24 protein-coding genes are annotated in these 24,774 nt (G+C 31.8%); 8 read left to right on the plus strand and 16 right to left on the minus strand.

Going from position 1 to position 24,774, the window contains the following annotated elements:
* Nucleotides 1-44 precede the first annotated feature (44 nt).
* Nucleotides 45-713, minus strand: coding sequence for a uracil-DNA glycosylase (locus tag C8C83_RS23150; protein ID WP_121330904.1), 669 nt, complete (start codon nucleotides 711-713; stop codon nucleotides 45-47).
* Nucleotides 714-822: 109 nt separating this feature from the next.
* Here C8C83_RS23150 and C8C83_RS23155 point away from each other — a divergent pair, with 109 nt between their 5' ends.
* Complete coding sequence (locus C8C83_RS23155) at nucleotides 823-2,988, plus strand: DNA mismatch repair protein MutS (RefSeq protein WP_121330905.1); 2,166 nt, start codon at nucleotides 823-825, stop codon at nucleotides 2,986-2,988.
* 324 nt (nucleotides 2,989-3,312) lie between these two features.
* Here the strand turns inward: C8C83_RS23155 and C8C83_RS23160 are convergent, their stop codons facing one another.
* The gene (locus C8C83_RS23160) at nucleotides 3,313-4,287 is read right to left on the minus strand and encodes an integrase core domain-containing protein (RefSeq protein ID WP_132011922.1); all 975 of its coding nucleotides are present in this window, start codon (nucleotides 4,285-4,287) and stop codon (nucleotides 3,313-3,315) included.
* A gap of 139 nt (nucleotides 4,288-4,426) precedes the next feature.
* Here C8C83_RS23160 and C8C83_RS23165 point away from each other — a divergent pair, with 139 nt between their 5' ends.
* Nucleotides 4,427-4,840 carry a DCC1-like thiol-disulfide oxidoreductase family protein gene (locus C8C83_RS23165; protein ID WP_132011923.1) on the plus strand — a complete coding sequence of 138 codons (414 nt, stop codon included), beginning with the start codon at nucleotides 4,427-4,429 and terminating at the stop codon, nucleotides 4,838-4,840.
* 227 nt (nucleotides 4,841-5,067) lie between these two features.
* The gene (locus C8C83_RS23170) at nucleotides 5,068-6,042 is read left to right on the plus strand and encodes an integrase core domain-containing protein (protein WP_121326054.1); all 975 of its coding nucleotides are present in this window, start codon (nucleotides 5,068-5,070) and stop codon (nucleotides 6,040-6,042) included.
* Nucleotides 6,043-6,164: 122 nt separating this feature from the next.
* Here C8C83_RS23170 and ettA read toward each other — a convergent pair whose 3' ends face one another.
* The 3 genes from ettA to holA form a co-directional block, all read right to left on the minus strand.
* Nucleotides 6,165-7,856: an energy-dependent translational throttle protein EttA gene (gene ettA, locus C8C83_RS23175; RefSeq protein WP_121330908.1), complete on the minus strand. Its 1,692-nt coding sequence runs from the start codon at nucleotides 7,854-7,856 to the stop codon at nucleotides 6,165-6,167.
* Nucleotides 7,857-7,917: 61 nt separating this feature from the next.
* Complete coding sequence (locus tag C8C83_RS23180; protein ID WP_035666747.1) at nucleotides 7,918-8,100, minus strand: CAL67264 family membrane protein; 183 nt, start codon at nucleotides 8,098-8,100, stop codon at nucleotides 7,918-7,920.
* Between the two features lie 66 nt (nucleotides 8,101-8,166).
* Entirely contained in the window at nucleotides 8,167-9,171 is a 1,005-nt protein-coding gene (holA, locus tag C8C83_RS23185) for a DNA polymerase III subunit delta (RefSeq protein ID WP_121330909.1), read from the minus strand.
* An 82-nt stretch (nucleotides 9,172-9,253) separates the two neighbouring features.
* Between holA and C8C83_RS23190 the strand changes: the two genes are divergently transcribed.
* From C8C83_RS23190 to C8C83_RS23200, 3 genes are read left to right on the plus strand one after another with little or no spacing between them, the layout of a single operon-like run.
* Nucleotides 9,254-9,700 (plus strand): type I restriction enzyme HsdR N-terminal domain-containing protein, encoded by a 447-nt coding sequence (locus C8C83_RS23190; protein ID WP_121330910.1) that lies wholly within the window; start codon nucleotides 9,254-9,256, stop codon nucleotides 9,698-9,700.
* A gap of 29 nt (nucleotides 9,701-9,729) precedes the next feature.
* Nucleotides 9,730-10,749 carry a glycosyltransferase family 2 protein gene (locus C8C83_RS23195; RefSeq protein WP_121330911.1) on the plus strand — a complete coding sequence of 340 codons (1,020 nt, stop codon included), beginning with the start codon at nucleotides 9,730-9,732 and terminating at the stop codon, nucleotides 10,747-10,749.
* A 34-nt stretch (nucleotides 10,750-10,783) separates the two neighbouring features.
* A complete protein-coding gene (locus C8C83_RS23200) occupies nucleotides 10,784-11,617 on the plus strand; it encodes an OmpA family protein (RefSeq protein ID WP_121330912.1) in 834 nt (277 codons plus the stop codon).
* Between the two features lie 189 nt (nucleotides 11,618-11,806).
* Here C8C83_RS23200 and C8C83_RS23205 read toward each other — a convergent pair whose 3' ends face one another.
* The 4 genes from C8C83_RS23205 to C8C83_RS23220 form a co-directional block, all read right to left on the minus strand.
* The gene (locus C8C83_RS23205; protein ID WP_099712356.1) at nucleotides 11,807-12,427 is read right to left on the minus strand and encodes an L-threonylcarbamoyladenylate synthase; all 621 of its coding nucleotides are present in this window, start codon (nucleotides 12,425-12,427) and stop codon (nucleotides 11,807-11,809) included.
* 248 nt (nucleotides 12,428-12,675) lie between these two features.
* Nucleotides 12,676-15,015: a UvrD-helicase domain-containing protein gene (locus tag C8C83_RS23210; RefSeq protein WP_121330913.1), complete on the minus strand. Its 2,340-nt coding sequence runs from the start codon at nucleotides 15,013-15,015 to the stop codon at nucleotides 12,676-12,678.
* Between the two features lie 255 nt (nucleotides 15,016-15,270).
* Nucleotides 15,271-15,450 (minus strand): hypothetical protein, encoded by a 180-nt coding sequence (locus C8C83_RS23215; protein WP_121330914.1) that lies wholly within the window; start codon nucleotides 15,448-15,450, stop codon nucleotides 15,271-15,273.
* Between the two features lie 105 nt (nucleotides 15,451-15,555).
* Nucleotides 15,556-16,323 carry a TSUP family transporter gene (locus tag C8C83_RS23220; RefSeq protein ID WP_121330915.1) on the minus strand — a complete coding sequence of 256 codons (768 nt, stop codon included), beginning with the start codon at nucleotides 16,321-16,323 and terminating at the stop codon, nucleotides 15,556-15,558.
* 124 nt (nucleotides 16,324-16,447) lie between these two features.
* On the opposite strand from C8C83_RS23220, the gene C8C83_RS23225 reads away from it, so the two are divergent.
* Nucleotides 16,448-16,969: a hypothetical protein gene (locus C8C83_RS23225; protein ID WP_121330916.1), complete on the plus strand. Its 522-nt coding sequence runs from the start codon at nucleotides 16,448-16,450 to the stop codon at nucleotides 16,967-16,969.
* A 106-nt stretch (nucleotides 16,970-17,075) separates the two neighbouring features.
* Here C8C83_RS23225 and C8C83_RS23230 read toward each other — a convergent pair whose 3' ends face one another.
* From C8C83_RS23230 to C8C83_RS23255, 5 genes are all read right to left on the minus strand, one after another.
* Nucleotides 17,076-17,513: a hypothetical protein gene (locus C8C83_RS23230; protein ID WP_121330917.1), complete on the minus strand. Its 438-nt coding sequence runs from the start codon at nucleotides 17,511-17,513 to the stop codon at nucleotides 17,076-17,078.
* 19 nt (nucleotides 17,514-17,532) lie between these two features.
* Nucleotides 17,533-18,480, minus strand: a complete 948-nt coding sequence (locus tag C8C83_RS23235; RefSeq protein WP_132011924.1) for a hypothetical protein — start codon at nucleotides 18,478-18,480, stop codon at nucleotides 17,533-17,535.
* 21 nt (nucleotides 18,481-18,501) lie between these two features.
* Complete coding sequence (locus C8C83_RS23240; protein WP_121330919.1) at nucleotides 18,502-19,401, minus strand: patatin-like phospholipase family protein; 900 nt, start codon at nucleotides 19,399-19,401, stop codon at nucleotides 18,502-18,504.
* Nucleotides 19,402-19,641: 240 nt separating this feature from the next.
* Nucleotides 19,642-21,717: a M1 family metallopeptidase gene (locus C8C83_RS23250; protein WP_121330921.1), complete on the minus strand. Its 2,076-nt coding sequence runs from the start codon at nucleotides 21,715-21,717 to the stop codon at nucleotides 19,642-19,644.
* Nucleotides 21,718-21,723: 6 nt separating this feature from the next.
* Nucleotides 21,724-22,644: a transposase gene (locus C8C83_RS23255; protein ID WP_121330922.1), complete on the minus strand. Its 921-nt coding sequence runs from the start codon at nucleotides 22,642-22,644 to the stop codon at nucleotides 21,724-21,726.
* A 96-nt stretch (nucleotides 22,645-22,740) separates the two neighbouring features.
* Between C8C83_RS23255 and C8C83_RS23260 the strand changes: the two genes are divergently transcribed.
* A complete protein-coding gene (locus tag C8C83_RS23260; RefSeq protein ID WP_121331436.1) occupies nucleotides 22,741-23,487 on the plus strand; it encodes a diphthine--ammonia ligase in 747 nt (248 codons plus the stop codon).
* Between the two features lie 47 nt (nucleotides 23,488-23,534).
* Here C8C83_RS23260 and C8C83_RS23265 read toward each other — a convergent pair whose 3' ends face one another.
* Entirely contained in the window at nucleotides 23,535-24,077 is a 543-nt protein-coding gene (locus tag C8C83_RS23265) for a DUF1697 domain-containing protein (protein WP_121330923.1), read from the minus strand.
* Between the two features lie 81 nt (nucleotides 24,078-24,158).
* On the minus strand, nucleotides 24,159-24,572 hold the full coding sequence (locus tag C8C83_RS23270; protein WP_121330924.1) for a hypothetical protein: 414 nt from the start codon (nucleotides 24,570-24,572) through the stop codon (nucleotides 24,159-24,161).
* Nucleotides 24,573-24,774 lie beyond the last annotated feature (202 nt).

Consider the following 24,774-nt stretch of genomic DNA (forward strand, 5'->3'; position numbering starts at 1 on the left):
AACCAATCTTATATTTGACTTACATCACTTATATGGTTTAAATATTACCATTCAATCTCCTTAATTCTTTTTGATTGTAGAAAGTCATTTGTTTTACTAAAATGTTTATTCCCAAACCATTTTCCTTGATTAGCACTCATTGGCGAAGGATGTCCTGATTCTAAAACACAATGTTTTGAACGATCTATTTTAAGACCTTTTTTCTGAGCGAAACTTCCCCATAATAAGAAGACAACATTTTCTTTTTGATCAGAAATTGCCTGAATCACAGCATCCGTAAAAAGATTCCACTTTAAGTGTTTATGACTATTTGGACTATCTTTGCGAACTGTTAATGAAGCATTTAAAAGCAAAACACCTTGCTGAGCCCATTTTTCTAAATTGCCGGAAGTCGCCATAAAAATGGAATCAAAATCATCATTTAATTCTCTAAAAATATTACGCAATGAAGGCGGAATTTTAACGGAATCATTTACCGAAAAACTTAAACCATTGGCTTCTCCTTCTCCATGATAAGGATCCTGACCAATGATAACAACTTTTAGATCTGAAAAAGAACAGTTGTTAAAAGCCGAGAAAATTAATTCTGCCGGAGGATAGCAAGTATGAGTTTTGTATTCGACGTCTAAAGCCAACATCAATTCATTGAAATATGGCTTTTCGATTTCGTCTTTTAAAATTGCTTGCCACTCAGGAGAGAGATTAATTTTCATTTTATTAAATTTTATACAAATTACGCAAAGTTTTTTTCAAAGTACCAATTAATAGTGCTATTTAGTTTTAAAACTTTGTAACTTTGAACTTTACAACTTACGATATATAATGATATCCATTACCGAAAAAACATTACAAGATTTACAATTTCCAACAGTACTCGAAACCATTTCAGCAGGCTGTAATACTGACATTGGAAAAGAAAAAGCTTTACAAATAACACCTTTTAGAGACAAAGAAACTTTGATGCAAGCCTTGATGCAGACATCAGAATATGTTTCGTCTTTTCAAAATAACAACGCAATTCCTAATCATGGATTTGACGCTATAACACACGAAATTAAGTTTTTAGCAATTGAAGACAGCTTTCTTGAAGTAGGAAGTTTTAGAAAAATTGCTACACTTTCTTCGACATCGAATTTCTTGCTGAATTTCCTTAAAAAGTTCGATGACTATTATCCAAATTTAAACGCAAGAGCATCACGAGTTGAATATACCAAAGACATTGTTACTTTAATCGATGCCATTGTAGATAAATATGGCGAAATAAAAGACAATGCTTCACCGGCTTTATTGAGTATTCGCCAAAACATGAATATTGTTCGAGGCAAAGTAAATCAAAGTTTTGGAGTTGCACTTACTCACAATAATAGTCTTGGTTACTTAGACGATATTAAAGAAAGCTTTGTTCAAAACCGTAGAGTTTTGGCGGTTTTGGCAATGTATCGTCGAAAAGTAAAAGGCTCAATTTTAGGAAGTTCCAAAACCGGAAGTATCGCTTATATTGAACCAGAAGCAACTTTGCAATATTCTCGCGAATTAGCAAATCTTGAATACGAAGAAAAAGAAGAGATTACCAGAATCTTAAAGCAATTATCAAATCAAATTCGTCCGTACTTACCTTTATTAATTGAGTATCAGGAATTTTTAAGTGATATTGATGTTGTTGCCGGAAAAGCAAAATACGCCAATAGAATAAACGGAATCCTACCAACAATTACAGAAGAGAGAAGATTGTTTTTTAGAGAAGCGTATCATCCGATTTTGTATTTGAATAATAAGCAAAAAAACGAAGTCACGCATCCGCAAACTATTGAATTAAAACAAGATAACCGAATCATTGTAATTTCTGGTCCAAATGCCGGAGGAAAAACAATTTCGCTTAAAACAGTTGGTTTACTGCAATTGATGTTACAATCCGGAATGTTGATTCCTGTCCATGAACGAAGCGAAACTTTTTTATTCGACAGAATTTTAACAGATATTGGAGATAACCAATCTATTGAAAATCACTTAAGTACTTATAGTTACCGATTAAAAAACATGAATTATTTCTTGAAGAAATGCAATAAGAAAACCATGTTTTTAATTGATGAATTTGGTACAGGTTCTGATCCTGAATTAGGTGGAGCTTTGGCTGAAATTTTCTTAGAAGAATTTTATCATCGTGAAGCTTTCGGAATTATCACAACGCATTATTCAAATTTAAAGATTCTCGCCAACGAATTACCTTTTGCTACAAATGCAAATATGATGTTCGATGAAAAATCTTTGGAACCAATGTATAAGTTAGCTTTAGGTCAAGCCGGAAGTTCGTTTACTTTTGAAGTTGCCTTGAAAAATGGAATCCCGTTTGGATTAATCAATCGCGCCAAAAAGAAAATCGAAGTTGGTAAAGTTCGTTTTGATAAAACTATTGCAACACTTCAAAAAGAAAGATCAAAACTCGAAAAAACTTCTATAAATCTTAAAGAAGAAGAAACCCGAGCGCGTGAGGAAAGCAAAAAGATGGAAAACATCAATGTAAAAATCAAGCAGAAATTGGAAAGCTATCAGGAATTATATGATAGTAATCAGAAGACAATTTACATTGGTCAGAAAATTGAAGATATCTCTGAGAAATATTTCAACAATAAAAACAAGAAAGAACTTATTGGCGAATTCTTGAAAATTATTGAAATCGAAAATTCAAAACGCAAAAAAGCAACTCCAAAAGAAGCTAAAGCGATAATCGAAAAGAAAAAAGAAGTCATTGCAGAAGTAACAGTTCAGGTTGAAGAAATTCGAAAAGAGAAAAAAGAAAAGAAACTTAAACCTGTTATCGAAAAGCCCAAACCAGTTTTAAAAGTTGGCGATCGCGTGAGAATGCAAGACGGAAGATCTGTTGGAAGCATTGATTCTATAGAAAAAAACAAAGCAACTGTTAATTATGGAATCTTTACTTCGAAAGTAAGTTTAGATGAATTGGAATTTGTTGAAGCTGGAAAGAAGTAAAATTTCAGTTTTCAGTCGCAGTTTTCAGTCTTAAAAATTTGAAAATTGGTCAAAAATTAAAATAAAGCGATTTAATTAATTGTTTTTAAAAAGAGAACTACGAAGATGGAAATTTTTCAAAAACACTTAAAAAACAATTTATGGAAGCTGTTTTTGATTCGTAAAATTTATTATTTTCTATTTTTCAATAATTAAAACTAATACCCACTTTTTATGTCATTTCGACGAAAGGAGAAATCACACACGTAACTCGACAAAGATTAACTACATTCTGTATAGAATTACTAGTGTGATTTCTCCTTTCGTCGAAATTGTAAAGGTTACTTATTTCGGTAACGGATTTATCATTTCGATTGTTTTTTTTCCATCAATACCTTGATGTGGTCTTTCATGATTATAATAATATAAGTATTGCAATAATTCTTCTTTTAATTCTTCATGAGAATCAAAATCTGTGTCTCTCAATAAATCATCTTCAAGAGTTCTCCAAAAGCGTTCAACTTTACCATTAGTTTGTGGTCTGTAGGGTTTTGTGTACCTATGAACAATACCTAATTCCATTAACATCCTCTCAAAAGGGTGATTATTTTTCACTTTGCTTGTTTTAGGTCCAAATTCAGCTCCATTATCAGATAATATCTCTTCAAATTTTATTTCATAATGATCACTTAGGATGTTTAAACATTTCAATGCCGCAAACATAACTGTTAAACTGGTAATATCAGAAACTAATTCAGCCCAGGCAATTCGACTGTAATCATCTATTACACAAACTAAATAGCGATTTTTATTTTCCCCTTTAATTATACTTTTGCTCAAATAATGACAATCAATATGACCAAGTTGTCCCATTCTTTCCTTGATTATTTTTTGATGATTCTTTTTAATCTTCGGAGTTAATCTATTTATTTTATTGCGTTTTAAAATATTATAAACTCCTGAATATGATGGTGTATGCTTCCCTAATTTGGGCCTTAAGATACTAACAATTTCATATTTGTTGTTTCCTTTTTCTCGTAATGCAATTACTTTTTGCTCTATAAAAGGCAAAGGACGTCTTGTTTTATATTTGGGACCTCTTTTTTGGGGCAATAAATCAATAGATTTCCCACTTTGTTTAAAGCGATTATAATACTTTAAAAAACTCTTTCGGCAAGTATTATTTGCTGCATAAAAATCCATTGCTTTTTTATACAAAGGATGAGTTTTATTTTTTACCTGTTCATATTCTTTTATTAGAAAACGATACTTCTCTAAGTAGTTCCGCTCTAAAGTGGAATCCTGACTATTATTTCTCATCGTAACAAAATTTATTAAAGTTAAATTTTGTTACCGAAATATCTAACATCTACAGAAATGACAAATCTAATGTAATACCTTTGTCAAAGTTTCAAACTTTGACAAAGCTTAAAACTCGAAACCTTAAACTTTTACTCAAATGCAAAACCTTCCAGAAAACAAAAAAATAATCCTCTTTGATGGCGTTTGCAATTTATGCAATGGTGCTGTTCAGTTTATTATCAAAAATGACAAAAAAGATATTTTCCGTTTTGTGGCTTTGCAATCAGAATTGGGAATTGAAATTTGCAATTATATCGGAGTTGATCAAACCAAAATTGATAGCATAATTTTATACAATCCTGGAGTTGCTTATTATTACAAATCTACAGCCGCAATTAAAATTGCCGAAGAACTTGGAGGAATTTATAGTTTGATTTCTATAGGTAGAATATTCCCGGAAAAAATCCGAAATTATATTTACGATTACATTGCAAAGAATCGTTACAAATGGTATGGTAAAAAAGAAAGCTGTATGATTCCTACTCCGGAGTTGAAGAGTAAATTTTTATAATTGCTTTTGTAAAAGCAGCCCGCCGATTTTACTGATTAAACGGATTTAAGAAGATTTTTTTATTCTATTTTTTATGTCATTTTGACGAAAGGAGAAATCACACATGAAACTCCATAAAGTATATCAATAATCTTTGTCGATCACCTAGTGTGATTTCTCCCCTCGGTCGAAATTGTAGATGTTAGATATTTCGGTAACAAAATTTAACTTTAATAAATTTTGTTACGATGAGAAATAATAGTCAGGATTCCACTTTAGAGCGGAACTACTTAGAGAAGTATCGTTTTCTAATAAAAGAATATGAACAGGTAAAAAATAAAACTCATCCTTTGTATAAAAAAGCAATGGATTTTTATGCAGCAAATAATACTTGCCGAAAGAGTTTTTTAAAGTATTATAATCGCTTTAAACAAAGTGGGAAATCTATTGATTTATTGCCCCAAAAAAGAGGTCCCAAATATAAAACAAGACGTCCTTTGCCTTTTATAGAGCAAAAAGTAATTGCATTACGAGAAAAAGGAAACAACAAATATGAAATTGTTAGTATCTTAAGGCCCAAATTAGGGAAGCATACACCATCATATTCAGGAGTTTATAATATTTTAAAACGCAATAAAATAAATAGATTAACTCCGAAGATTAAAAAGAATCATCAAAAAATAATCAAGGAAAGAATGGGACAACTTGGTCATATTGATTGTCATTATTTGAGCAAAAGTATAATTAAAGGGGAAAATAAAAATCGCTATTTAGTTTGTGTAATAGATGATTACAGTCGAATTGCCTGGGCTGAATTAGTTTCTGATATTACCAGTTTAACAGTTATGTTTGCGGCATTGAAATGTTTAAACATCCTAAGTGATCATTATGAAATAAAATTTGAAGAGATATTATCTGATAATGGAGCTGAATTTGGACCTAAAACAAGCAAAGTGAAAAATAATCACCCTTTTGAGAGGATGTTAATGGAATTAGGTATTGTTCATAGGTACACAAAACCCTACAGACCACAAACTAATGGTAAAGTTGAACGCTTTTGGAGAACTCTTGAAGATGATTTATTGAGAGACACAGATTTTGATTCTCATGAAGAATTAAAAGAAGAATTATTGCAATACTTATATTATTATAATCATGAAAGACCACATCAAGGTATTGATGGAAAAAAACCAATCGAAATGATAAATCCGTTACCGAAATAAGTAACCTTTACAGAAATGACAAAAAGACTCTCGGTTTATTATAAAAAAACAAAAAATCCCAAATTTCAAATTTATTACAATTTGGAATTTGGGATTTTTAAGTTGGAAATTTATTTAGATAATTATCTAATCAATTTTCTGTATTTCAAACGTTTTGGAGTTAAATCACCACCTAAACGTTTCTTTTTGTTTTCTTCATATTCAGAGAAACCTCCTTCGAAATAATAAACTTCAGAATCTCCTTCGAAAGCTAGAATGTGCGTACAAATTCTATCTAAGAACCATCTGTCGTGTGAAATAATTACGGCACAACCCGCAAAATTCTCTAAACCTTCTTCAAGTGCACGAAGCGTATTTACATCTAAGTCATTCGTAGGCTCATCTAGTAAAAGTACATTTCCTTCTTCTTTCAACGTCATTGCTAAGTGCAAACGGTTACGCTCACCTCCTGATAACATTGAAACTTTCTTATTTTGCTCGCCTCCACCAAAGTTAAAACGAGAAAGGTAAGCTCTAGAATTTACTTGCTTTCCTCCCATCATGATTAATTCCTGACCATCTGCAAAATTTTCCCAGATAGATTTATTTGGGTCAATATTAGAGTGAGATTGATCTACGTAAGCGATTTTTACAGTTTCTCCAACCGAAAATTCTCCACTGTCAGTAGCTTGTTCTCCCATAATCATTTTGAAAATAGTCGATTTACCTGCACCGTTTGGTCCAATAATTCCAACAATTCCGGCTTGTGGCAAAGTGAAGTTTAAATTATCGTACAATAATTTTTCTCCAAAAGCTTTTGCGACATTTTTAGCTTCAATAACATTTGTTCCTAAACGTGGACCGTTCGGGATATAGATTTCCAGATTTTCATCCAGTTGTTTTTGATCTTCGTTTAATAATTTGTCGTAATTCTGTAAACGAGCTTTTTGTTTTGTCTGACGACCTTTTGCTCCCTGACGAACCCAGTCAAGCTCACGCTCTAAAGTTTTTCTACGTTTTGAAGCTACTTTTTCCTCCTGAGCCATACGGTTTGATTTTTGATCTAACCAAGAAGAATAATTTCCTTTCCAAGGAATACCTTCTCCTCTATCTAATTCAAGAATCCAACCAGCAACATTATCAAGGAAATATCTATCGTGCGTTACAGCAATTACGGTTCCTGCATATTGTGCTAAGTGTTGCTCTAACCAAAGAACTGACTCAGCATCAAGGTGGTTGGTAGGCTCATCAAGTAACAATACATCAGGTTGTTGCAACAACAGACGACATAAAGCTACACGACGACGCTCTCCTCCTGAAAGGTTTTTAATAGGCGTATCTCCTTCTGGAGTACGTAAAGCATCCATTGCAATTTCAAGTTTTGTATCGATTTCCCAAGCACCAAGAGCATCAATTTTGTCTTGTAAAGCTGCCTGACGATCCATCAATTTATCCATTTTATCTGGATCTGAGTAGTTCTCTTCAAGACCAAATAAATCATTAATTTGATTGTACTCTTCTAAAACTGCCATTGTTTCTGCTGCTCCTTCACGAACAATTTCGATAACTGTTTTAGAATCATCAAGAATTGGCTCTTGCTCTAAATAACCAACTGTATAACCTGGTTGAAAAACAACATCTCCTTGATAATTTTTATCTACTCCGGCAATAATCTTTAAAAGAGAAGATTTTCCAGAACCGTTAAGTCCAAGAATACCAATTTTAGCTCCGTAAAAGAAACTTAAATAAATGTTTTTAAGCACTGGTTTGTCTGCTCCCTGATAGGTTTTGCTCAATTTTTGCATTGAGAAAATTACTTTCTTATCGTCTGACATTTGTTATGATTTTTATTTTATTATTATTTCTATTGAATTTTCTAATTATTTTTGAAATGGCCTAAACTCTGCCTTTCAACGCATTAAAAACCCAGGCATTCGCAAAAAAGCCAACACCAACAGCTACAAATCCCCAGCCTGACACATCTCTGTATCTAAAAGCTCCAAGACCTATAAGTAATAATCCCATAAGTATCATTATAAAAGTAGCCCATCCTAAAACGGTATTTTTATTCATTCCCATAATTGTGATAATTATTTTTTAATGTGATTTATTTTTAGAAGTGCAAATATCGTGAATTTCCACGGCTTAATTAAATATTTTGTAAAGCATTTCTTTTAGTAAATCTGACTGTGGTAACGCATTCGCTCCTACACCTTTGCTTTTGACATCAACATCACGCAACGCTCCAACAATCTGACTTACTTTTCGCATTGGATAATTTTTTATGGCTAAATCATATTCCTTTAAAAAATAAGGATTTACACCAATCGCAGCAGCAACGTTTTTAGGATTTTTATCTTTTAAACCATGGTATTTTAAAAGCTGAACAAAAAAACCAAAAACTAATCCAGTTGTCATTACCAATGGATATTCTTTTGGATTGTGTGCAAAATTCTCTGCAATTTTATACGCTTTTAACTGATTACGTTCACCAATAGCTTTTCTAAGTTCAAAAACATTGTAATCTTTACTAAAACCAATATTTTCCTCGATATGTTGCGGCGTAATCACAGTTCCTTGAGGTAAAATAATCTGTAATTTCTCTAATTCATTATTGATTTTACTTAAATCAGTACCTAAAAACTCCACCAACATAGCATTTGCTTTAGGATCAATTGTGTATTTTTTTCCGGCAAGAACACGTTTTATCCAATCTCCAACTTGATTTTCGTATAGTTTTTTACTTTCGTAAACGATTCCGTTTTGAGCTAATAGTTTGGTTACTTTTTTACGTTTGTCAAGTGTTTTGTATTTATAACAAAATACAAGGACAGTTGTTTCCATCGGATTGTTAACATACGATTCTATTTTATCAATTGTTCTTGATAAATCTTGCGCTTCTTTCACGATAACAACTTGACGATCAGCCATCATAGGATAGCGCTTGGCCGTTGAAACAATATCTTCTACAGAAACATCTCTACCATATAATACCGTTTGATTAAATCCTCTTTCTTCTTCAGAAAGAATATTTTGCTCAATATACTCCGATAATTTATCAATATAATAAGGTTCTTCACCCATTAAAAAATATATCGGTTTGATATTTCCGGCCTTTATATCGTTAACAATTTTTACAACTTCGTCCATTCAATCTTTTGTTTCAAGTTTAAAGTTTCAGGTTCTGGCTTCAACAACTTGAAACTTTAAACTATTTTAATATTTTTGTAGTATGCAGCAATTAAATTTTCCTACCTATACTTTCCGATTCAAAAATAGCGAAAATAAAGTGTCTATTTTTGATGAAATCAGGAAAAAATTTATCATTCTTACTCCTGAAGAATGGGTTCGTCAACATGTCGTTCATTTTTTAATGAATGAAAAAAAATACCCCAAATCACTTATCAATGTAGAAAAAGTTTTGACGGTCAACGGATTACGAAAACGATACGATGTTGTGGTCTTTAATTCAGACGGTTCTATACATATATTAGTAGAATGCAAAGCGCCTGAAGTAAAAATTTCTCAGGCAACTTTTGATCAAATTGCCCGTTATAACATGACAATGAAGGCACGGTTTTTGAATGTAACGAATGGTCTCAGCCATTTTAATTGTCAAATGGATTTTGAAAACGAAAAATATGTGTTTTTAAGAGACTTGCCGGATTATAAGAAATAAAAAATACTAAAAACAAATAAATTTTACTTTTGGATAAAATAGCTGTTGTCATTTTAAATTGGAACGGTGTAAAGTTGTTGGAACAATTTTTACCTTCAGTCATTCAATTTTCAGAAGGAGCCACTATATATGTTGCAGATAATGCTTCTACAGATGATTCTATAAATTTTGTCAAACAAAACTTCCCTACTATTAAAATTGTTCAGAATAGTGGGAATTATGGTTTTGCAAAAGGTTATAATGATGCTTTACAACATATAGATGCTGAAATTTATGCATTAGTAAATTCAGATATTGAAGTTACAGAAAATTGGCTTGAGCCTATAATTCAAACTTTTGATACTGAAATACAAACCGCTATCATTCAGTCTAAAATTCTTGATTTTAAGAATAAGGAATACTTTGAATATGCCGGAGCAGCGGGAGGATTTATCGATAAATATGGTTTTCCTTTCTGTCGTGGCCGAATTTTTGATACAATTGAAAAAGACAATGGTCAATACGATGATAATTGTGAATTATTCTGGGCTTCGGGAGCTTGTTTTTTTATCAGAAGCAAAGTATATAACGAGTTAAAAGGTTTTGACGAAACGTTTTTTGCACATCAGGAGGAAATTGATCTATGCTGGCGAGCTGCAAATGAAGGACATATTATAAAGTACAATTCACAATCAGTTGTATATCATGTTGGAGGTGCTACATTGCAACAAGGAAATCCGAAAAAGACATTTTTGAATTTTAGAAATTCACTATTAATGCTTGTCAAAAACTTACCTAAAAAAGGGTTGTTTTTTGTGATTTTCTTCCGAATGGTTTTAGACGGAATTGCAGGTATCCGCTTTCTTACACAAGGTAAGTTCAGCCATACTTTTGCCATTTTAAAGGCACATTTCTCTTTTTATTGCCTATCTTTAAAATATCTAAGTAAAAGAAAAGATTTTCAAATACAACAATACTATACAGTCAAAAGTATCGTTTACCTATATTACATCAGGAAATTGGCTGTTTTTAAAGAAATCTTTAACAGTAATCAAAATTTTAAAAACTAAATTTGTAATCAACGTTTAATTAAATATAATACCTATGAGAAAAATAGTTATCGCACTAACAGTATTAATGGCCTTAACTTCGTGCGTATCGAAAAAAGAATATGCAGCATTAGAAGCTAAGAACAAAGAGATTCAGGATTTATTAAACTCTTGCACCGTAAAATTAAATTCTTGTCTTGAAGAAAAAGCTGGACTTGCAGCTACAGCTGAAAGCTACAAAGCACATAACCAAGACTTAATCAATAGCTCTAAAGATTTAACTGTATTAACTACTAAAGGAGCTGAAAATCTTGAAAAATCTTTAGAAAGTTTAAAAGAAAAAGATTTAAAAATATCTAGACTTCAAGATGCTTTAACTAAAAAAGACAGTGTTACACTTGCTTTAGTTACTAGTTTAAAAGGAGCAGTTGGTATTAATGATCCGGATATCGAAATCAACGTAGAAAAAGGAGTAGTATTTATCTCTATTGCAGATAAATTATTATTTAAAAGCGGAAGCTATGACGTAAGCGACAAAGCAAAATCTGTTTTAGCTAAAGTTGCAAAAGTAGTAAACGACAAACCAGATTTCGAATGTATGGTTGAAGGACACACAGATGACGTTCCTTACAAAAGCAACGGTATAATCTTAGACAACTGGGATTTAAGTGTTAAACGTTCTACATCTATTGTACGTGTATTAACAAACGACCTAGGAGTTAACCCTGCAAAATTAATTGCTGCTGGTAGAAGTTCTTACGTACCATTAGTTGCTAATGATTCTCCAGAGAACAAAGCTCGTAACAGAAGAACTCGTATTGTGGTTATGCCAAAAATCGATCAGTTCTATGATATGATTGAAAAAGAGATGAAAAAACAAGCTAAATAATCTTAGTTTTTACATACTTTATAATACAGAAAAAGCAGGTCAATTGACCTGCTTTTATGTATCCTTAATTTTTTTAATAACCAATTAAATATAAATCAAGAATAGCATTATTTTAAATTAACTAACTAAATTTTAACTATAATAAAGTTAGTTATTTATTTTTAACTATTATTCAATTTCAGTATTTATTTACAAAATACCAATATCCCCCTTACCTTCTCTCACAATAACAGGCTCGTAATCTGATAAGTCAATAATCGTCGAACCAACATTATCACCATAACCTCCATCGATTACTAAATCAACAATATTCTGCCATTTTTCAAAAATCAATTCAGGATCAGTAGTATATTCAATTACATCATCTTCATCCCTGATAGAAGTTGAAACCACTGGATTTCCTAATTGACGAACAATTTCTAAAATAATATTATTATCAGGAACACGAATACCAACAGTCGTTTTCTTTTTAAACTCTTTTGGTAAATTATTATTTCCAGGCAAAATAAAAGTATAAGGTCCCGGTAAAGCTCTTTTCAGAATTTTGAAAGTAGATGTATCAATCTGACGAACATAATCTGATAAATTACTCAAATCATGACAGATGAACGAGAAATTTGCTTTCTCTAATTTTACACCTTTAATCTTTGCAATTTTCTCTAAAGCACGCGAATTTGTAATATCACAACCCAAGCCGTAAACTGTATCAGTTGGGTAAATTACTAATCCACCATTCTGAAGTACTTTTACAACTTTGGCAATTGCAGCTTCACTAGGTTTATCCGGATATATTTTTATGAACTCAGCCATTTTTTTTTAGAATAAAGAAGTTAGATTATAGAATAAAGACTACTCTTTAATTCTTTTTATTTTTTTTTAATAGATAACAAAATCCTCAATTAAAAATAGATTTAATTTAAAACTAAAAAATCCATATTCATCTGAAAAGTCACGAGAAATTGCGAAGCAAGAAAATCGAATCCAGTAACAAAAAAATCAACTTTTAAAATCTATTTTCTATCATCTTTCTTCTATATTCTTTCTTCTATACTCTTTTTCTATCCTACCACATCCAATTTAGCAAAACGAAGCAAAAGCTTTTTAAGACCTCCAACTTCAAATTTTATTTCGGCTTTTTTATCAGGACCGACACCTTCAAGATTTACAACTTCACCTTTTCCAAAACGTTCGTGCATTACGACATTCCCAATCGTCAGCTTATTATCGAATAAATTTGGTGCACTTGGAGTATTCGGATTAGTTCCTGCAACTGGTTTTAATTTGCGAATATTCAAATCCGGTTTTGGATGATTATCTGTAACATGTTTTGGTGGCGTTGAACCAATTGGTTTTGCCAAACGCAATTTAGATTTATCAATATCTCCAAAAATATCACCATCGATAGGCGATTTGTATCTGTAATTAGTTTCCGCAGGAGTTAGATATTCCAGATATTGACCGTCGATTTCTTCAATAAAACGCGATGGTTCACTGTCTGTTAGTTTTCCCCAACGGTAACGCGATTGTGCATAAGTTAAATAAGCATGATGTTCTGCACGAGTTAAAGCTACGTAAAATAATCGACGTTCTTCTTCTAATTCACTTCTGGTACTCATACTCATCGCACTCGGAAACAGATCTTCTTCCATTCCCACCACAAAAACATGAGGGAACTCAAGTCCTTTTGCAAGGTGTATTGTCATTAAAGCGACACGATCTTCATCAGATGTATCTTTATCTAAATCAGTTGCAAGCGCCACATCTTCCATAAATTCAGACAAAGCTCCTCTTGCGCCGTCAATTTCTTTTTGTCCTTCAGTAAAATCTTTTAAACCATTCAAAAGTTCTTCGATATTCTGAATTTTTGCCATTCCTTCCGGAGTCGCATCTTTCTTTAATTCCTGAACTAATCCGGTTTTCTTAGCTACATAATCAGTAACATAAAAAGCATCCTGATTTTGATCAATTACCTGAAAACTCTGAATCATTGTAACAAAATCATTGATTTTATTCTTCGTTCCAGCGTTTAATTTCAAGTCAATTTTATCAATATTAACCATTACTTCCCAAATAGAGCGTTTGTAATGATTAGCAGCAATAGTTAATTTTTCAACCGTAGTATCACCAATTCCACGAGCCGGATAATTAATTACACGCACAAGCGCTTCTTCATCTTTGGGGTTAATTACTAAGCGTAAATAACACAAAACATCCTTAATTTCCTTACGTTGATAGAACGATAATCCACCGTAAATTCTGTATGGAATATCACGTTTTCTCAATGCGTCCTCCATTGCACGCGATTGTGCGTTGGTACGGTACAAAATTGCAAATGCACCATTGTGCAATTGATTTTGCATTTTTTGTTCGAAAATAGTACTGGCTACAAAACGTCCCTCTTCGGCATCTGTTAAACTACGATGTATTTTAATTTTTGAACCAAAATCATTCGCCGTCCAAACAACTTTATCCAGTTTGGTTTTATTATGTTCCATTACAGTATTCGCTGCTTCAACAATATTTCTTGTCGAACGGTAATTTTGCTCTAAACGGAACATGATTACACCTTCATAATCCTTCTGAAAATTCAGAATGTTATTAATATTTGCTCCACGGAAAGCATAAATACTCTGCGCATCATCACCAACTACACAAATATTCTGAAACTTATCTGATAAAGCCCTTACAATCAAATACTGAGAGTGATTCGTATCTTGGTACTCATCAACCATAATGTATCTAAAACGGTTTTGATATTTAGCCAAAATCTCAGGGAAACGAGTCAATAACTCATTGGTTTTCAACAATAAATCATCAAAATCCATTGCTCCAGCCTTAAAACAACGCTCTACATATTGCTGATAAATTTCTCCCAATCTTGGTCTTTTCGCCATTGCATCGGCTTCGACCAACTCGGGATTATTGAAATACGCTTTTACCGTAATTAAACTGTTTTTATAATTAGATATACGTCCTAAAATCTGTTTTGGTTTATAGATATCACGATCCAACTGCATCTCCTTAATAATAGAAGAAATCAGTCTTGCCGAATCCTGAGAATCATAAATTGTAAAATTGGAAGGATAACCCAAATGATCTGATTCCGCACGCAGAATACGAGCAAAAATTGAGTGAAAAGTTCCCATCCAAAGGTTTTTTGCTTCAGATGCTCCCACAATATCCGAAATCCTGTGCTTCATTTCACGAGCCGCTTTGTTCGTAAACGTAAGCGATAAAATATTGAAAGCGTCAATACCTTGCGCCATCAAATAAGCAATCCTAATAGTTAAAACACGGGTTTTTCCAGAACCCGCACCAGCAATAATAATCATTGGCCCGTCTTTTTTCAGAACGGGTTGTCGTTGCGCTTCATTGAGTTGATCAATGTACTTTTGCATGAAATTGTTCTCCATATGATGCAAAAATAAGAATTATAAAAGAAAGTTCCTAAGATACTAAGTCGCTAAGATTCTAAGTTTTTTTTATTTTTTTTTGAAGCAAAACATTTGGCATTTTCTTCAAACATAGTTCCCGCTTTCGGCTTTATCTCTTCGTTTCACTTCGAGGATACCGCCTCTATCGGGGCTAGATTAACACAATTGGCTTCTTTTACACAAGGTACTAAGGTTCTGAGTTGCTAAGGTTCTAAGTTTTTATTTTTTGAGGTTATAAACAGTATTCTTTAAATTTAAAAGACCATACTTAATTCTAAGTTTTTCTTTAAAATCTGAAAAATCTATTGTTCTGCCCGCTACTATATCCTTTTCACTTTTTTTTAATTTCTCTAACACTTTTTCTAAACCATTCTCGCAATCATCATCTAATTCTGTCATAACTTATTAATATGTATCAAACAAAAATAAGTAATTATTTACATATAAATTCCTATAATTAAGTAGAAAACTTAGTACCTCAGAATCTTAGTTTCTTAGTACCTTTTATTTAAAAAACACATCATAAGCAAATCGGATCAACGTACCAATTACCACAACCAAAAAGAAAATTCTAATAAAGCCATTTCCTTTATTAATCGCTAATTTGGCGCCAAGCCATCCGCCAAGTCCATTGCTGATTGCCATCGGAATTGCGATTGACCAAATGATTTTTCCTTTAATCATAAACAAACAAATCGAACCAAAATTAGTCGCCAGATTCACCATTTTTGCATTTGCAGAAGCATGTAAAAAGTCAAAACCAAGCAAAGCAATAAAGGCAACTACAAAAAAACTTCCTGTTCCCGGTCCAATAAATCCATCGTAGAAACCAACAATTACACTGATAATTACTGCATAAATAATTTGCGTTGTAGCCGAATGATCTTTGGCTTCATGTTGTCCGAAGTTCTTCTTTGCATAAGTGTAGATAAACAACAATGATAAAACAACCAATAAAAGTGGTTTCATAAAATCATTACTTACCATGGTCAATATAGTAGAGCCTAAAAATGCAGACGGAACCGCCAAACACATCATTATCAAAAGCAACTTCCATTGAATAACTACTTCTTTTAAATACTGAAAAGCTGCAAAAGCCGTTCCGCTAAAAGCCGGTAATTTCAGTGTTCCAATAACGGTTGAAACAGGTAAATTTGGTAACAAAATTAATCCCATTGGCGTTTGAATCAATCCGCCGCCGCCAACAATTGCATCAATAAATCCTGCTGCAAAAGCAGCTAAACAAAGAAAAAGTATTACGTATGAATCCATTAATGTTGTGTTTCAGTAGATTTTAGAAGAAGGAAACAAAAGTAAACTTCCATTTTGTTTATTACAATAAATTTAAAGCGGATTTCTCCTCAAAAAGTATATTTTTGTTGAAAAATTGAACCAAATGGATTTTAATAGAATTATAGAATTAGCCAGTTATACTTTACCTGCAATTGTTACCGGATTTGTGGCTTATAGTTTTTTTGAACTACACATAAAAAACAACGATAAAAAGCGTACTTTTTTATTAAACAGAGAATATCAGAAACAATCTTTGCCAATACGTTTGCAGGCTTACGAACGTATGACTTTGTATCTAGAGCGTATCAATCTTACGAAATTATTGATCAGAATTGCTCCAATTTCTCCAGAAAAACACGATTATGAAAACTTTGTAATCGACCAAATCGAACAAGAATTTGAACACAATCTAACGCAACAAATTTATATGTCTGATGAATGTTGGACAATTATTACAACTGCAAAAAACTCAACGATACAAATCATTCGTAAAGCTGCCATGAGCGACCGTGTTGAAAGCGCAGACAAATTACGAGAAAAGATTTTGAATGATTTATTAGAAAAACAATCTCCAAGTAATGCTGCTTTGGCATATATTAAAAATGAAGTTGCTGAACTTTGGTAAACTTTATTGTAGAGTTCAGATTTTAGATTTTACATTTCTTATTAAATTATGAATTAAAATCTAAAATCAACTTTACAAAATTATTGAAATTTACACTCTAAAGAACTTAGACTATTTTATTTAAAATGGTTTGAGTCCAATCTTCATCTGTTTCAGAAATTATAATAGTTTTGAAACCATATTTTTGACCTTCCATTTCAACTCCAATTGAATCATCCACATGGATGTCAATATGGAACATTGAAGGAAATTTAGAAGAATGAATATTTGTTTTACTAATCATTTTTTGGTGTTTCTGTTGGTTAATTATATAATCAACAGAAATTCCATAAGAACAAAATGTCCACTTTATTCTTAATTCACTTCTATATGAAGTGGTGTAAATATAAATCTGATGTTTTTGTTTTTTTAGCTCTTTAAATAAATCTATCGTTCCTTTTCTCAGACACTCAATTCCAAAAAAACGCTGAAGAAAATTTGTTTTTTCTAATTGAAATTTATTTTTAGAAATCAATGTATCATCCAGATCAAAAGATATAATCATAAACTACTTTTAATTTTGTTTAAATCTCTTTTTCTTTAGACTCAAGATTTTTCTTTAAAGCATTTAGCAATTTGCTCTCAAAATCAGCAATTATATTCTTCGAGCAAAATTCTCCATAAAGCGGAACATTTGTTCTTACTTTATAATCACAAACAAGAGTTAGTTTCGTTTTTGATTCACTTATTTTTTCCAACTCATATGTGATGGCGCTAAAAATCAAACTTTTACTCTTAAGAACATGGTTAAATGTTTGACTATTCTCCAGCTTTGATTTATCAACATTAATCGCAAAAGACATTTTCTTAAATTTGTCCAATTCTATAATCTTCTCGTTTAATATTATTCCGTTGTCAAAATATCCCAATCTGGTATTTGTTTTTGAATTATAGTCGGATTTTACCGGATTCGGAAAGCCCAGATAATTATAAAAGGAATTATTTATATCGTTTGTAAGTACAGGAACAGAAGCTAAATTGTTCCAAACAAATTCATCTGAAGTATTAATTTCTACTGTTTGAGAAACCTGAAAACTAGATTCTCTTTTTTCGACGTACTTTTCAATATTTCCTAAAACAATTGGAATTAAAACTAATAACAAACTATTTCTATTAGTGTTTTCTTTTACCTTTTCTAATTTACTTTTGATAAAATGTCTAAAAAGCAAACTTGCCAAGACAGAAGCAATCACATAAGGCGGAAGCAAAATAATCAAACATCCAAGATCTTCAAATCGTGATCTGAAAGCAAAATATAAAAATAGAAATGAGCTTATCAACGGAAAAAGTGCCGCTTTTAAACAACTGTCTGCAAAAACTTTAGGATCAATAACAAAAGGTAAATATCCCATTATAATTGGGACAATAATCAGGTAATCGAGTGAATTAAATTCAATAATATTATATTCAACTAAAACCCTAAAAAGCATTGCATAAACAACAGCAAATATAATTCCGTAGTATTTCTTCATTCTTTACTTTTAACTTTTATATTACCTATTATCACTCATAATTTCAGACTTATTCTGAGCATATTCATAACCTTGTTCCCACCAAACTTTCATGACTTCCTTATTAAAAATAAGCGCATTGTTAGTCAGTTTTGTTGGCGTGTAATATAAGTTAAGTTTCACATTCTTGTTAGTTGCCATAAGTTTTCCTATAGCAATGTCGTGTTTTTCGACCTGATCTAAGGCAATTCTAAACAAGTCAATCATTAGCGAAAAAGGATTCTTACCAATAACTGTTTTATCCATATTCACCTCAGTTTCCAGAATAATTACATCAATTTCTGTGGCTCCGCGATTAATAGCTTCCCGAATAGGAACCAAACTCGAAAATCCGCCATCGCCATATTCGGAATTATTTCTCTCAACCAAACTCATAAACGGAACATAATTACTGGAAATCCAGGACCAATCACAAAACTCTTCATAAGTACAATCTTTTATAGATTTATATTCCGATTCATTTTTGGTAAAATTGGTTACGGTGATTATAACGTCATTATTCAGTTTTTTCAGTTTATTAAAATCCGAAAGACTGAAATTATTCTGAATATATTTCTTTAATCCTTTGCTTTCGCCAAAAGTTCGCTTTCCCTTAAAAAACTGACGTATAACATTGAAGTGATTTATGGTTACAATATCGACTCCATCTTTATTTTTAACCACAAATGGGCAAATATTAAAGATGCTTCCCATTGTAACATTGGTATAAACCGAATGAATTTTCTTGATATGCCCCAGCGCTAAATGCGGAATCAGCAAACTTCCTGTAGAAGTGCCAATAAACAAATCATATTCGTGATTTTTTTCTTCAATTAGATATTGCGCCACACCACCAGCAAATGCGCCTTTACTTCCTCCACCAGAAATAACCAATGCTCTCATAAATTTATTGTAGGTATTTGTATTTGTTTTTTTGGGCTTTTAGAAGGAGAGGAAAGATTTTTAGAGGCAAGAACAAAGACTTTCTTTAAATCTCAAAATCTTGCCTCTTGCTTCTTTTATTCTATTCTCTTTATTCTATTCTCTTTATTCTATTCTCTTTATTCTATTCTCTTTATTCTATTCTCTTTATTCTATAATCTTTATTCTATAATCTTGCCTCTTGCTTCTATATTCTATTCTCTACTTCTCTCCTACTTTCTCTTTCAACAAACGATCCAATTGGAATTGCTCATCGGGGGTCAAATTAGGCAAAATTCTTTCAAATGAAACACGCATCTCTGAATTTTTTAATAAAAACCGAATTGTATCTCTTCCAAACTTAGAAAACTGCCACATATGATGCGTTGTTGCCGATACTAAATTAGTCAAAACCTGATCGTTAATAATTTTGAAGGAAATTAGTTTTTCGAGTGCATTTTGTCTTGTTGTAGCTTCGTATTTCGTAGAAGAAAAAGAAATTAATTCCGTTACTAAACCTTCGGGATTATTGCTGTAATTAGGTGTAGACAAAGCTAATGAAAGCCACATTGTGCGAAGATTGTAATCATTGAAACCTATCCAATCTTTTGATTTATCAAGATATTCTGAGCGATGATCCGGAAAGTTTTTCCACAACCAAAACAAAGCAATTTCCTGCGTTTGATAAGACTTATCGTCAAGCAAAGTTTCATATTCTAACCTAAAATCTTCCGGAATCTTGGTTAACGTACTTGCAACATCTTGACGAACTTGGATATTGTTTGTTTTTAAAGCTGTAATCAAAAGATCTTTTTTGGCTTCGTATTTTTCATTTACTAATTGATCTACAATTGCTTGTTTTACACCTTGAAAAACATCTGATTCTAAAGTTTTCTTCAAAAAAACTTCTTTTTCAGACAATGGTGTTTTCTTTAATTTATCAACTTCTAAACGTATTTGAATTGCTTTGTTTTTACTTAATAAAGCATTTGCGGTTGGTGTATCAAAAACCGGTGATTCCAACCATGTTTTCTGAAATTTGTCTAAATCAAAATCAGAAACTTTCTTTATTTCGTCAAAGAAATTTTGTGTATTTACATTTTGATAGGAATACTTTTTCAAGTAGTTTTTTATCACTTTTTTGAATGCTTTATCCCCAATTGCTTCATTTAAAACAAACAATGCCCAAGCTCCTTTTTCATAAAAAGTCAGAGAACTTGCCTTAGCATTCAAAACCGGAACAGAATCTGTTCTGGAAGCAAATTTTATTTGTTGTGCAGAATCATATAATTTTGAATAAAAATAATCTTCTCCGTAAATGTCTCTTTCAGCAAGCAAGGCATAATAAGTTGCAAAACCTTCCTGAAGCCAATGATGTGTGCTGCTTTCGGCGGTAATTAAATCACCAAACCAATGATGTGCCAACTCATGTGCGTCTACATTTGTATAATTGCGATCTTCAAAACCTATTGAATCCACTACATAACGTGTTGCAAAAAGTGTAGAAGTTGTGTTTTCCATTCCTGCATAAAGAAAATCACGAACGGGAATTTCTCTATAAATTTCCCATGGATATTTGATTCCGATTTCTTTTTCCAGAAAATCAAAAATTCGTTTTGAATAACGATATGTTGATTCGAAACGATTAACATCTTTATTCTCTAAGTAATATTCCAGCGGAATTTTTGACTTCGCAGTTAATTCTGTTTTATCATATTTACCAATCGCAAGCATTGCCAGATAAGAACTCATTGGCTTCTCCATTTCGTATTGCCATTGCGTTACGTCTCCATTTGCTGTTTTTTCCTTTAAGACTCCGTTTGAGATAACCTGATATTCTTTATTGAAAGTAATTCCGAAATTAAAAATCAGTTTTTCGTTGACATCATCAAAACTCGGAAACCAATTACTCGTATATCTTCCCTGTCCTTGTGTCCAAATCTGAACTTCTGAATTTTCTATATTGATAAAATACAAAGCTTGTTTTGGTTTTGCCCAATAATCAAAAGTCAATACATTTTTTCCTTTCTGAAAATTATCAATAAGTTGTAATTCTTTACCTGTATTTACAAAATTGACTTCTTTTTGATTGATTCGGATTTTTGTAAATTCCATGTTTTTTGCATCAATTTTAATCGTATCAATTGGTTTCAAAACCTCAAACTGATATTCTACTGAACCGGCAATTGTTTTGTCCGATGTGTTTAATTTCAATTGCGCATTAACCGATTTGAAATCGACAAATTGAGTTTGTTGTGCAAAAATGAAAGTGGTAAAAAATAGAAGAATATATTTCATTGACGGTTAAAGTTTTATAGAATCCATTTCCCAAAGTCTTGGGTTGGTTTTTATATAATTATAAATAATTTCAAATCTTTTGTGATTTCGAACAATATGATCGTGATAATTGGATTGCCATATAGATTCGATTCCATTAATTTGTTTGGTTGTTACCGATTTAAATGCCGCAACAAATGAAGATATTGAATTGGGTTTTCGTGACAATGTTGTGCTCAATGGATTTTGGTTGTCGTTTTCAATTCTACCATTTTTGTTTTCGTTTTTACGATTCATATTACTGATTTCAATTCCATCACAATTATCATGTAGAGGCGCACGGCAGTGCGTCTCGGCAATGTTTGTTCCATTGTTTGTGTTTTTATTTGTCGATATACTGGACGGAGACGCACTGCTGTGCGCCTCTACGATATGCGATCCTACAATATCTGTGTCGACGTTATACGCATTTACTGTGTCTAATCGATTTTCATTCTCATTTCTAATTCCATCCCAATTATCACGTAGAGGCGCACAGCAGTGCGTCTCGGCAATGTTTGACTCAATCTTTGTTTCAATGTTTGTTTCAATGTTTGTGTTTTCATTTGTCGATATACTGGACGGAGACGCACTGCTGTGCGCCTCTACGATATCTGTGTCGATTATGGGAATTTGATTATTTTGAATTTCAATTAATAAATGAATATGATTGGGCATAACAACCCAATTATGGAAAAACCAATTTTTGCGAATTTTTATTGATTTTAAAAGCTCTGTTTCGATTATTTGTCCACTCTCATTCAAGATCATTTTATCATTCTTAATAGATCCAAAAATACATTCTCTGTTTTTTGCAACTAATGTAATAAAGTAAATTGCTTCACTCGAATAATCCCAATTTTTCAATCTTTTAGAATCAATTTTATATTTATCTTTAAATAATGTCATTTTTTGGCGTGTAAGAAATCCAAAGTTACAAAGGTTTCGTCAACAAATCGAACGAAATTTGTAAGTTTACCAACAGAAAATTACATTATCGTGTCAATACCCAAAAAAGCCATATTTAACTGGAGCAGCGGAAAAGATTCTGCACTTGCTTTGTATAAAATTTTACAAAATCCTGATTTTAAAATCGAATGTTTATTGACGAGTGTCAACCAACAATTCCGGCGTATTTCGATGCATGGCGTTCGTGTTGAATTACTTGAAAAACAGGCAACAAGTATTGGTTTACCTTTGAAAATTCTGCAAATTCCCGAAATGCCAACAATGGAAGTTTACGAAAATGTAATGACCAAAACCTTAACAGAATTAAAAGAACAAGGTATAACACATTCAATTTTTGGAGATATTTTTCTGGAAGATTTACGAAAATACCGTGAAGATCAATTGGCTAAAATAGGATTTGAAGGCGTTTTTCCAATCTGGAAAGTCCCGACTCACGACTTGATACAGGAATTTATTTCCTTAGGATTCAAAACTATTGTGGTTTGTGTAAACGAGCGTTATCTTGATAAAAGCTTCGTTGGACGCGTAATTGATCAGAGTTTCATAAATGATCTACCTGAAAATGTAGATGTTTGTGGTGAAAACGGCGAATTTCATACTTTTACTTTTGATGGGCCAATTTTTTCGGAACCTATAAACTTTGAAATCGGAGAAATCGTTTATCGAAAATATGAAAAACCAAAAACAGAAAATTCTTCAAATACTGCTTGCGACACCAATTCTACTGATGCTTTTGATTACGGATTTTGGTATTATGATTTGATTCCTAAAAACGAAAAATAGCCAATTAGATAATGAGATAATTTATAGAGAGTTCTAGAATTATCTAATTACTCAGCGTACATATTCAACAAATTAGTCACCGTATTCCAGTTTCTAATTGTTGCTGTAACGTTTAGTTTTTTCTCAATATATTTTTGATCAAATCTTGTTTTTCCAGCGCCAACAGCATATTTAATAAAGATTCTGTTGCCGTCAATACTAGCTTCATCAGGTTTAAACTGACTTATTTTTAAATCGTTGATGTTTTCGCTTTTTAGAGAAATCGAAACAAAAGCGACATATAGTTTTTTAGTGTCAACTTCTTTTTCTTTTAAAAACGGACTGTTTTTAAAACATAATTCTAAATCTTCTTTTGTGATCACAATCGTAGGAACTTCGTGTCCAAAAACTTTAAAAATTTCCTGTTTGATCATAAAACCAACTTTCGACGCACTTTCTTCATCAGTATCTACAAAAACATTTCCGGATTGAAGATATGTTCTCACATTTTTAAAACCAATATTTTCTAACATTGCTTTCAAAGCTTCCATTTTCATCATATTGTGTCCCGAAACGTTGATTCCTCTTAAAAGTGCTAAATGTGTTGTCATTTTATTTTTTTATTTAAAAACAAAAAGTATTCAATTTTAAAAATTGAATACTTTTTTTATTCTTTAGCAAATTTACGATTTTTATTTCGTTTTCTCGTATGTTGACTCAGCATCACACATACGCCCGTCATTGTCCAGAAGACCTGCTTTAGTTATCGTTAAAGTTTCTATTAAACTATTCGAACAATTTAATATTAGCATGTTATCAGTAGGATAAGTTAATTTTAAATTTGTTCCTATTTCGTTAGCCGAGACTTCAAATGTCCCTGATGCTGTTGTGGTTACGTTTCCGTGAATTCTGGTTTTTGTAAAAGTTTTATCTCTGTTAAATTTATAAGACTCTCTAAAAACATACGGGTTATCAATATCTTTCGCATCAACGACATTAATCCAATTTCCATAATAATTATAAACGACAGGCTTATCATCTGAATCATGAGACGAACAAGAAATAGCAACAAACAGTACTGTAAATAAAAGTGCGGTTATTTTCATTTTTAAAAAGTTTTTTTTTAAGGTTACTATTATTAAGATTTCACTTTCTTAAAATGGTTGCGTCCTAACTTACTAAATTTACGATATTTGTATTCAATAATTTATGGCAAACAATAGATTTTCAAATTTCCCAATTAAAATCTATCTTCGCTTTTCTAAAAAGAACAGATTATAGAACATAGAATATAGATAAAATTATACT

The sequence above is a fragment of the Flavobacterium sp. 90 genome, assembly GCF_004339525.1.
Taxonomy (GTDB): domain Bacteria; phylum Bacteroidota; class Bacteroidia; order Flavobacteriales; family Flavobacteriaceae; genus Flavobacterium.

Bases quoted from the DNA above. Each gene is read 5' to 3' on its own strand.
- C8C83_RS23150 (WP_121330904.1), bottom strand. From the start codon at position 713: ATGAAAATTAATCTCTCTCCTGAGTGGCAAGCAATTTTAAAAGACGAA.
- C8C83_RS23155 (WP_121330905.1), top strand. From the start codon at position 823: ATGATATCCATTACCGAAAAAACATTACAAGATTTACAATTTCCAACA.
- C8C83_RS23160 (WP_132011922.1), bottom strand. From the start codon at position 4,287: ATGAGAAATAATAGTCAGGATTCCACTTTAGAGCGGAACTACTTAGAG.
- C8C83_RS23165 (WP_132011923.1), top strand. From the start codon at position 4,427: ATGCAAAACCTTCCAGAAAACAAAAAAATAATCCTCTTTGATGGCGTT.
- C8C83_RS23170 (WP_121326054.1), top strand. From the start codon at position 5,068: ATGAGAAATAATAGTCAGGATTCCACTTTAGAGCGGAACTACTTAGAG.
- ettA (WP_121330908.1), bottom strand. From the start codon at position 7,856: ATGTCAGACGATAAGAAAGTAATTTTCTCAATGCAAAAATTGAGCAAA.
- C8C83_RS23180 (WP_035666747.1), bottom strand. From the start codon at position 8,100: ATGGGAATGAATAAAAATACCGTTTTAGGATGGGCTACTTTTATAATG.
- holA (WP_121330909.1), bottom strand. From the start codon at position 9,171: ATGGACGAAGTTGTAAAAATTGTTAACGATATAAAGGCCGGAAATATC.
- C8C83_RS23190 (WP_121330910.1), top strand. From the start codon at position 9,254: ATGCAGCAATTAAATTTTCCTACCTATACTTTCCGATTCAAAAATAGC.
- C8C83_RS23200 (WP_121330912.1), top strand. From the start codon at position 10,784: ATGAGAAAAATAGTTATCGCACTAACAGTATTAATGGCCTTAACTTCG.
- C8C83_RS23205 (WP_099712356.1), bottom strand. From the start codon at position 12,427: ATGGCTGAGTTCATAAAAATATATCCGGATAAACCTAGTGAAGCTGCA.
- C8C83_RS23210 (WP_121330913.1), bottom strand. From the start codon at position 15,015: ATGCAAAAGTACATTGATCAACTCAATGAAGCGCAACGACAACCCGTT.
- C8C83_RS23215 (WP_121330914.1), bottom strand. From the start codon at position 15,450: ATGACAGAATTAGATGATGATTGCGAGAATGGTTTAGAAAAAGTGTTA.
- C8C83_RS23220 (WP_121330915.1), bottom strand. From the start codon at position 16,323: ATGGATTCATACGTAATACTTTTTCTTTGTTTAGCTGCTTTTGCAGCA.
- C8C83_RS23225 (WP_121330916.1), top strand. From the start codon at position 16,448: ATGGATTTTAATAGAATTATAGAATTAGCCAGTTATACTTTACCTGCA.
- C8C83_RS23230 (WP_121330917.1), bottom strand. From the start codon at position 17,513: ATGATTATATCTTTTGATCTGGATGATACATTGATTTCTAAAAATAAA.
- C8C83_RS23235 (WP_132011924.1), bottom strand. From the start codon at position 18,480: ATGAAGAAATACTACGGAATTATATTTGCTGTTGTTTATGCAATGCTT.
- C8C83_RS23240 (WP_121330919.1), bottom strand. From the start codon at position 19,401: ATGAGAGCATTGGTTATTTCTGGTGGAGGAAGTAAAGGCGCATTTGCT.
- C8C83_RS23250 (WP_121330921.1), bottom strand. From the start codon at position 21,717: ATGAAATATATTCTTCTATTTTTTACCACTTTCATTTTTGCACAACAA.
- C8C83_RS23255 (WP_121330922.1), bottom strand. From the start codon at position 22,644: ATGACATTATTTAAAGATAAATATAAAATTGATTCTAAAAGATTGAAA.
- C8C83_RS23265 (WP_121330923.1), bottom strand. From the start codon at position 24,077: ATGACAACACATTTAGCACTTTTAAGAGGAATCAACGTTTCGGGACAC.
- C8C83_RS23270 (WP_121330924.1), bottom strand. From the start codon at position 24,572: ATGAAAATAACCGCACTTTTATTTACAGTACTGTTTGTTGCTATTTCT.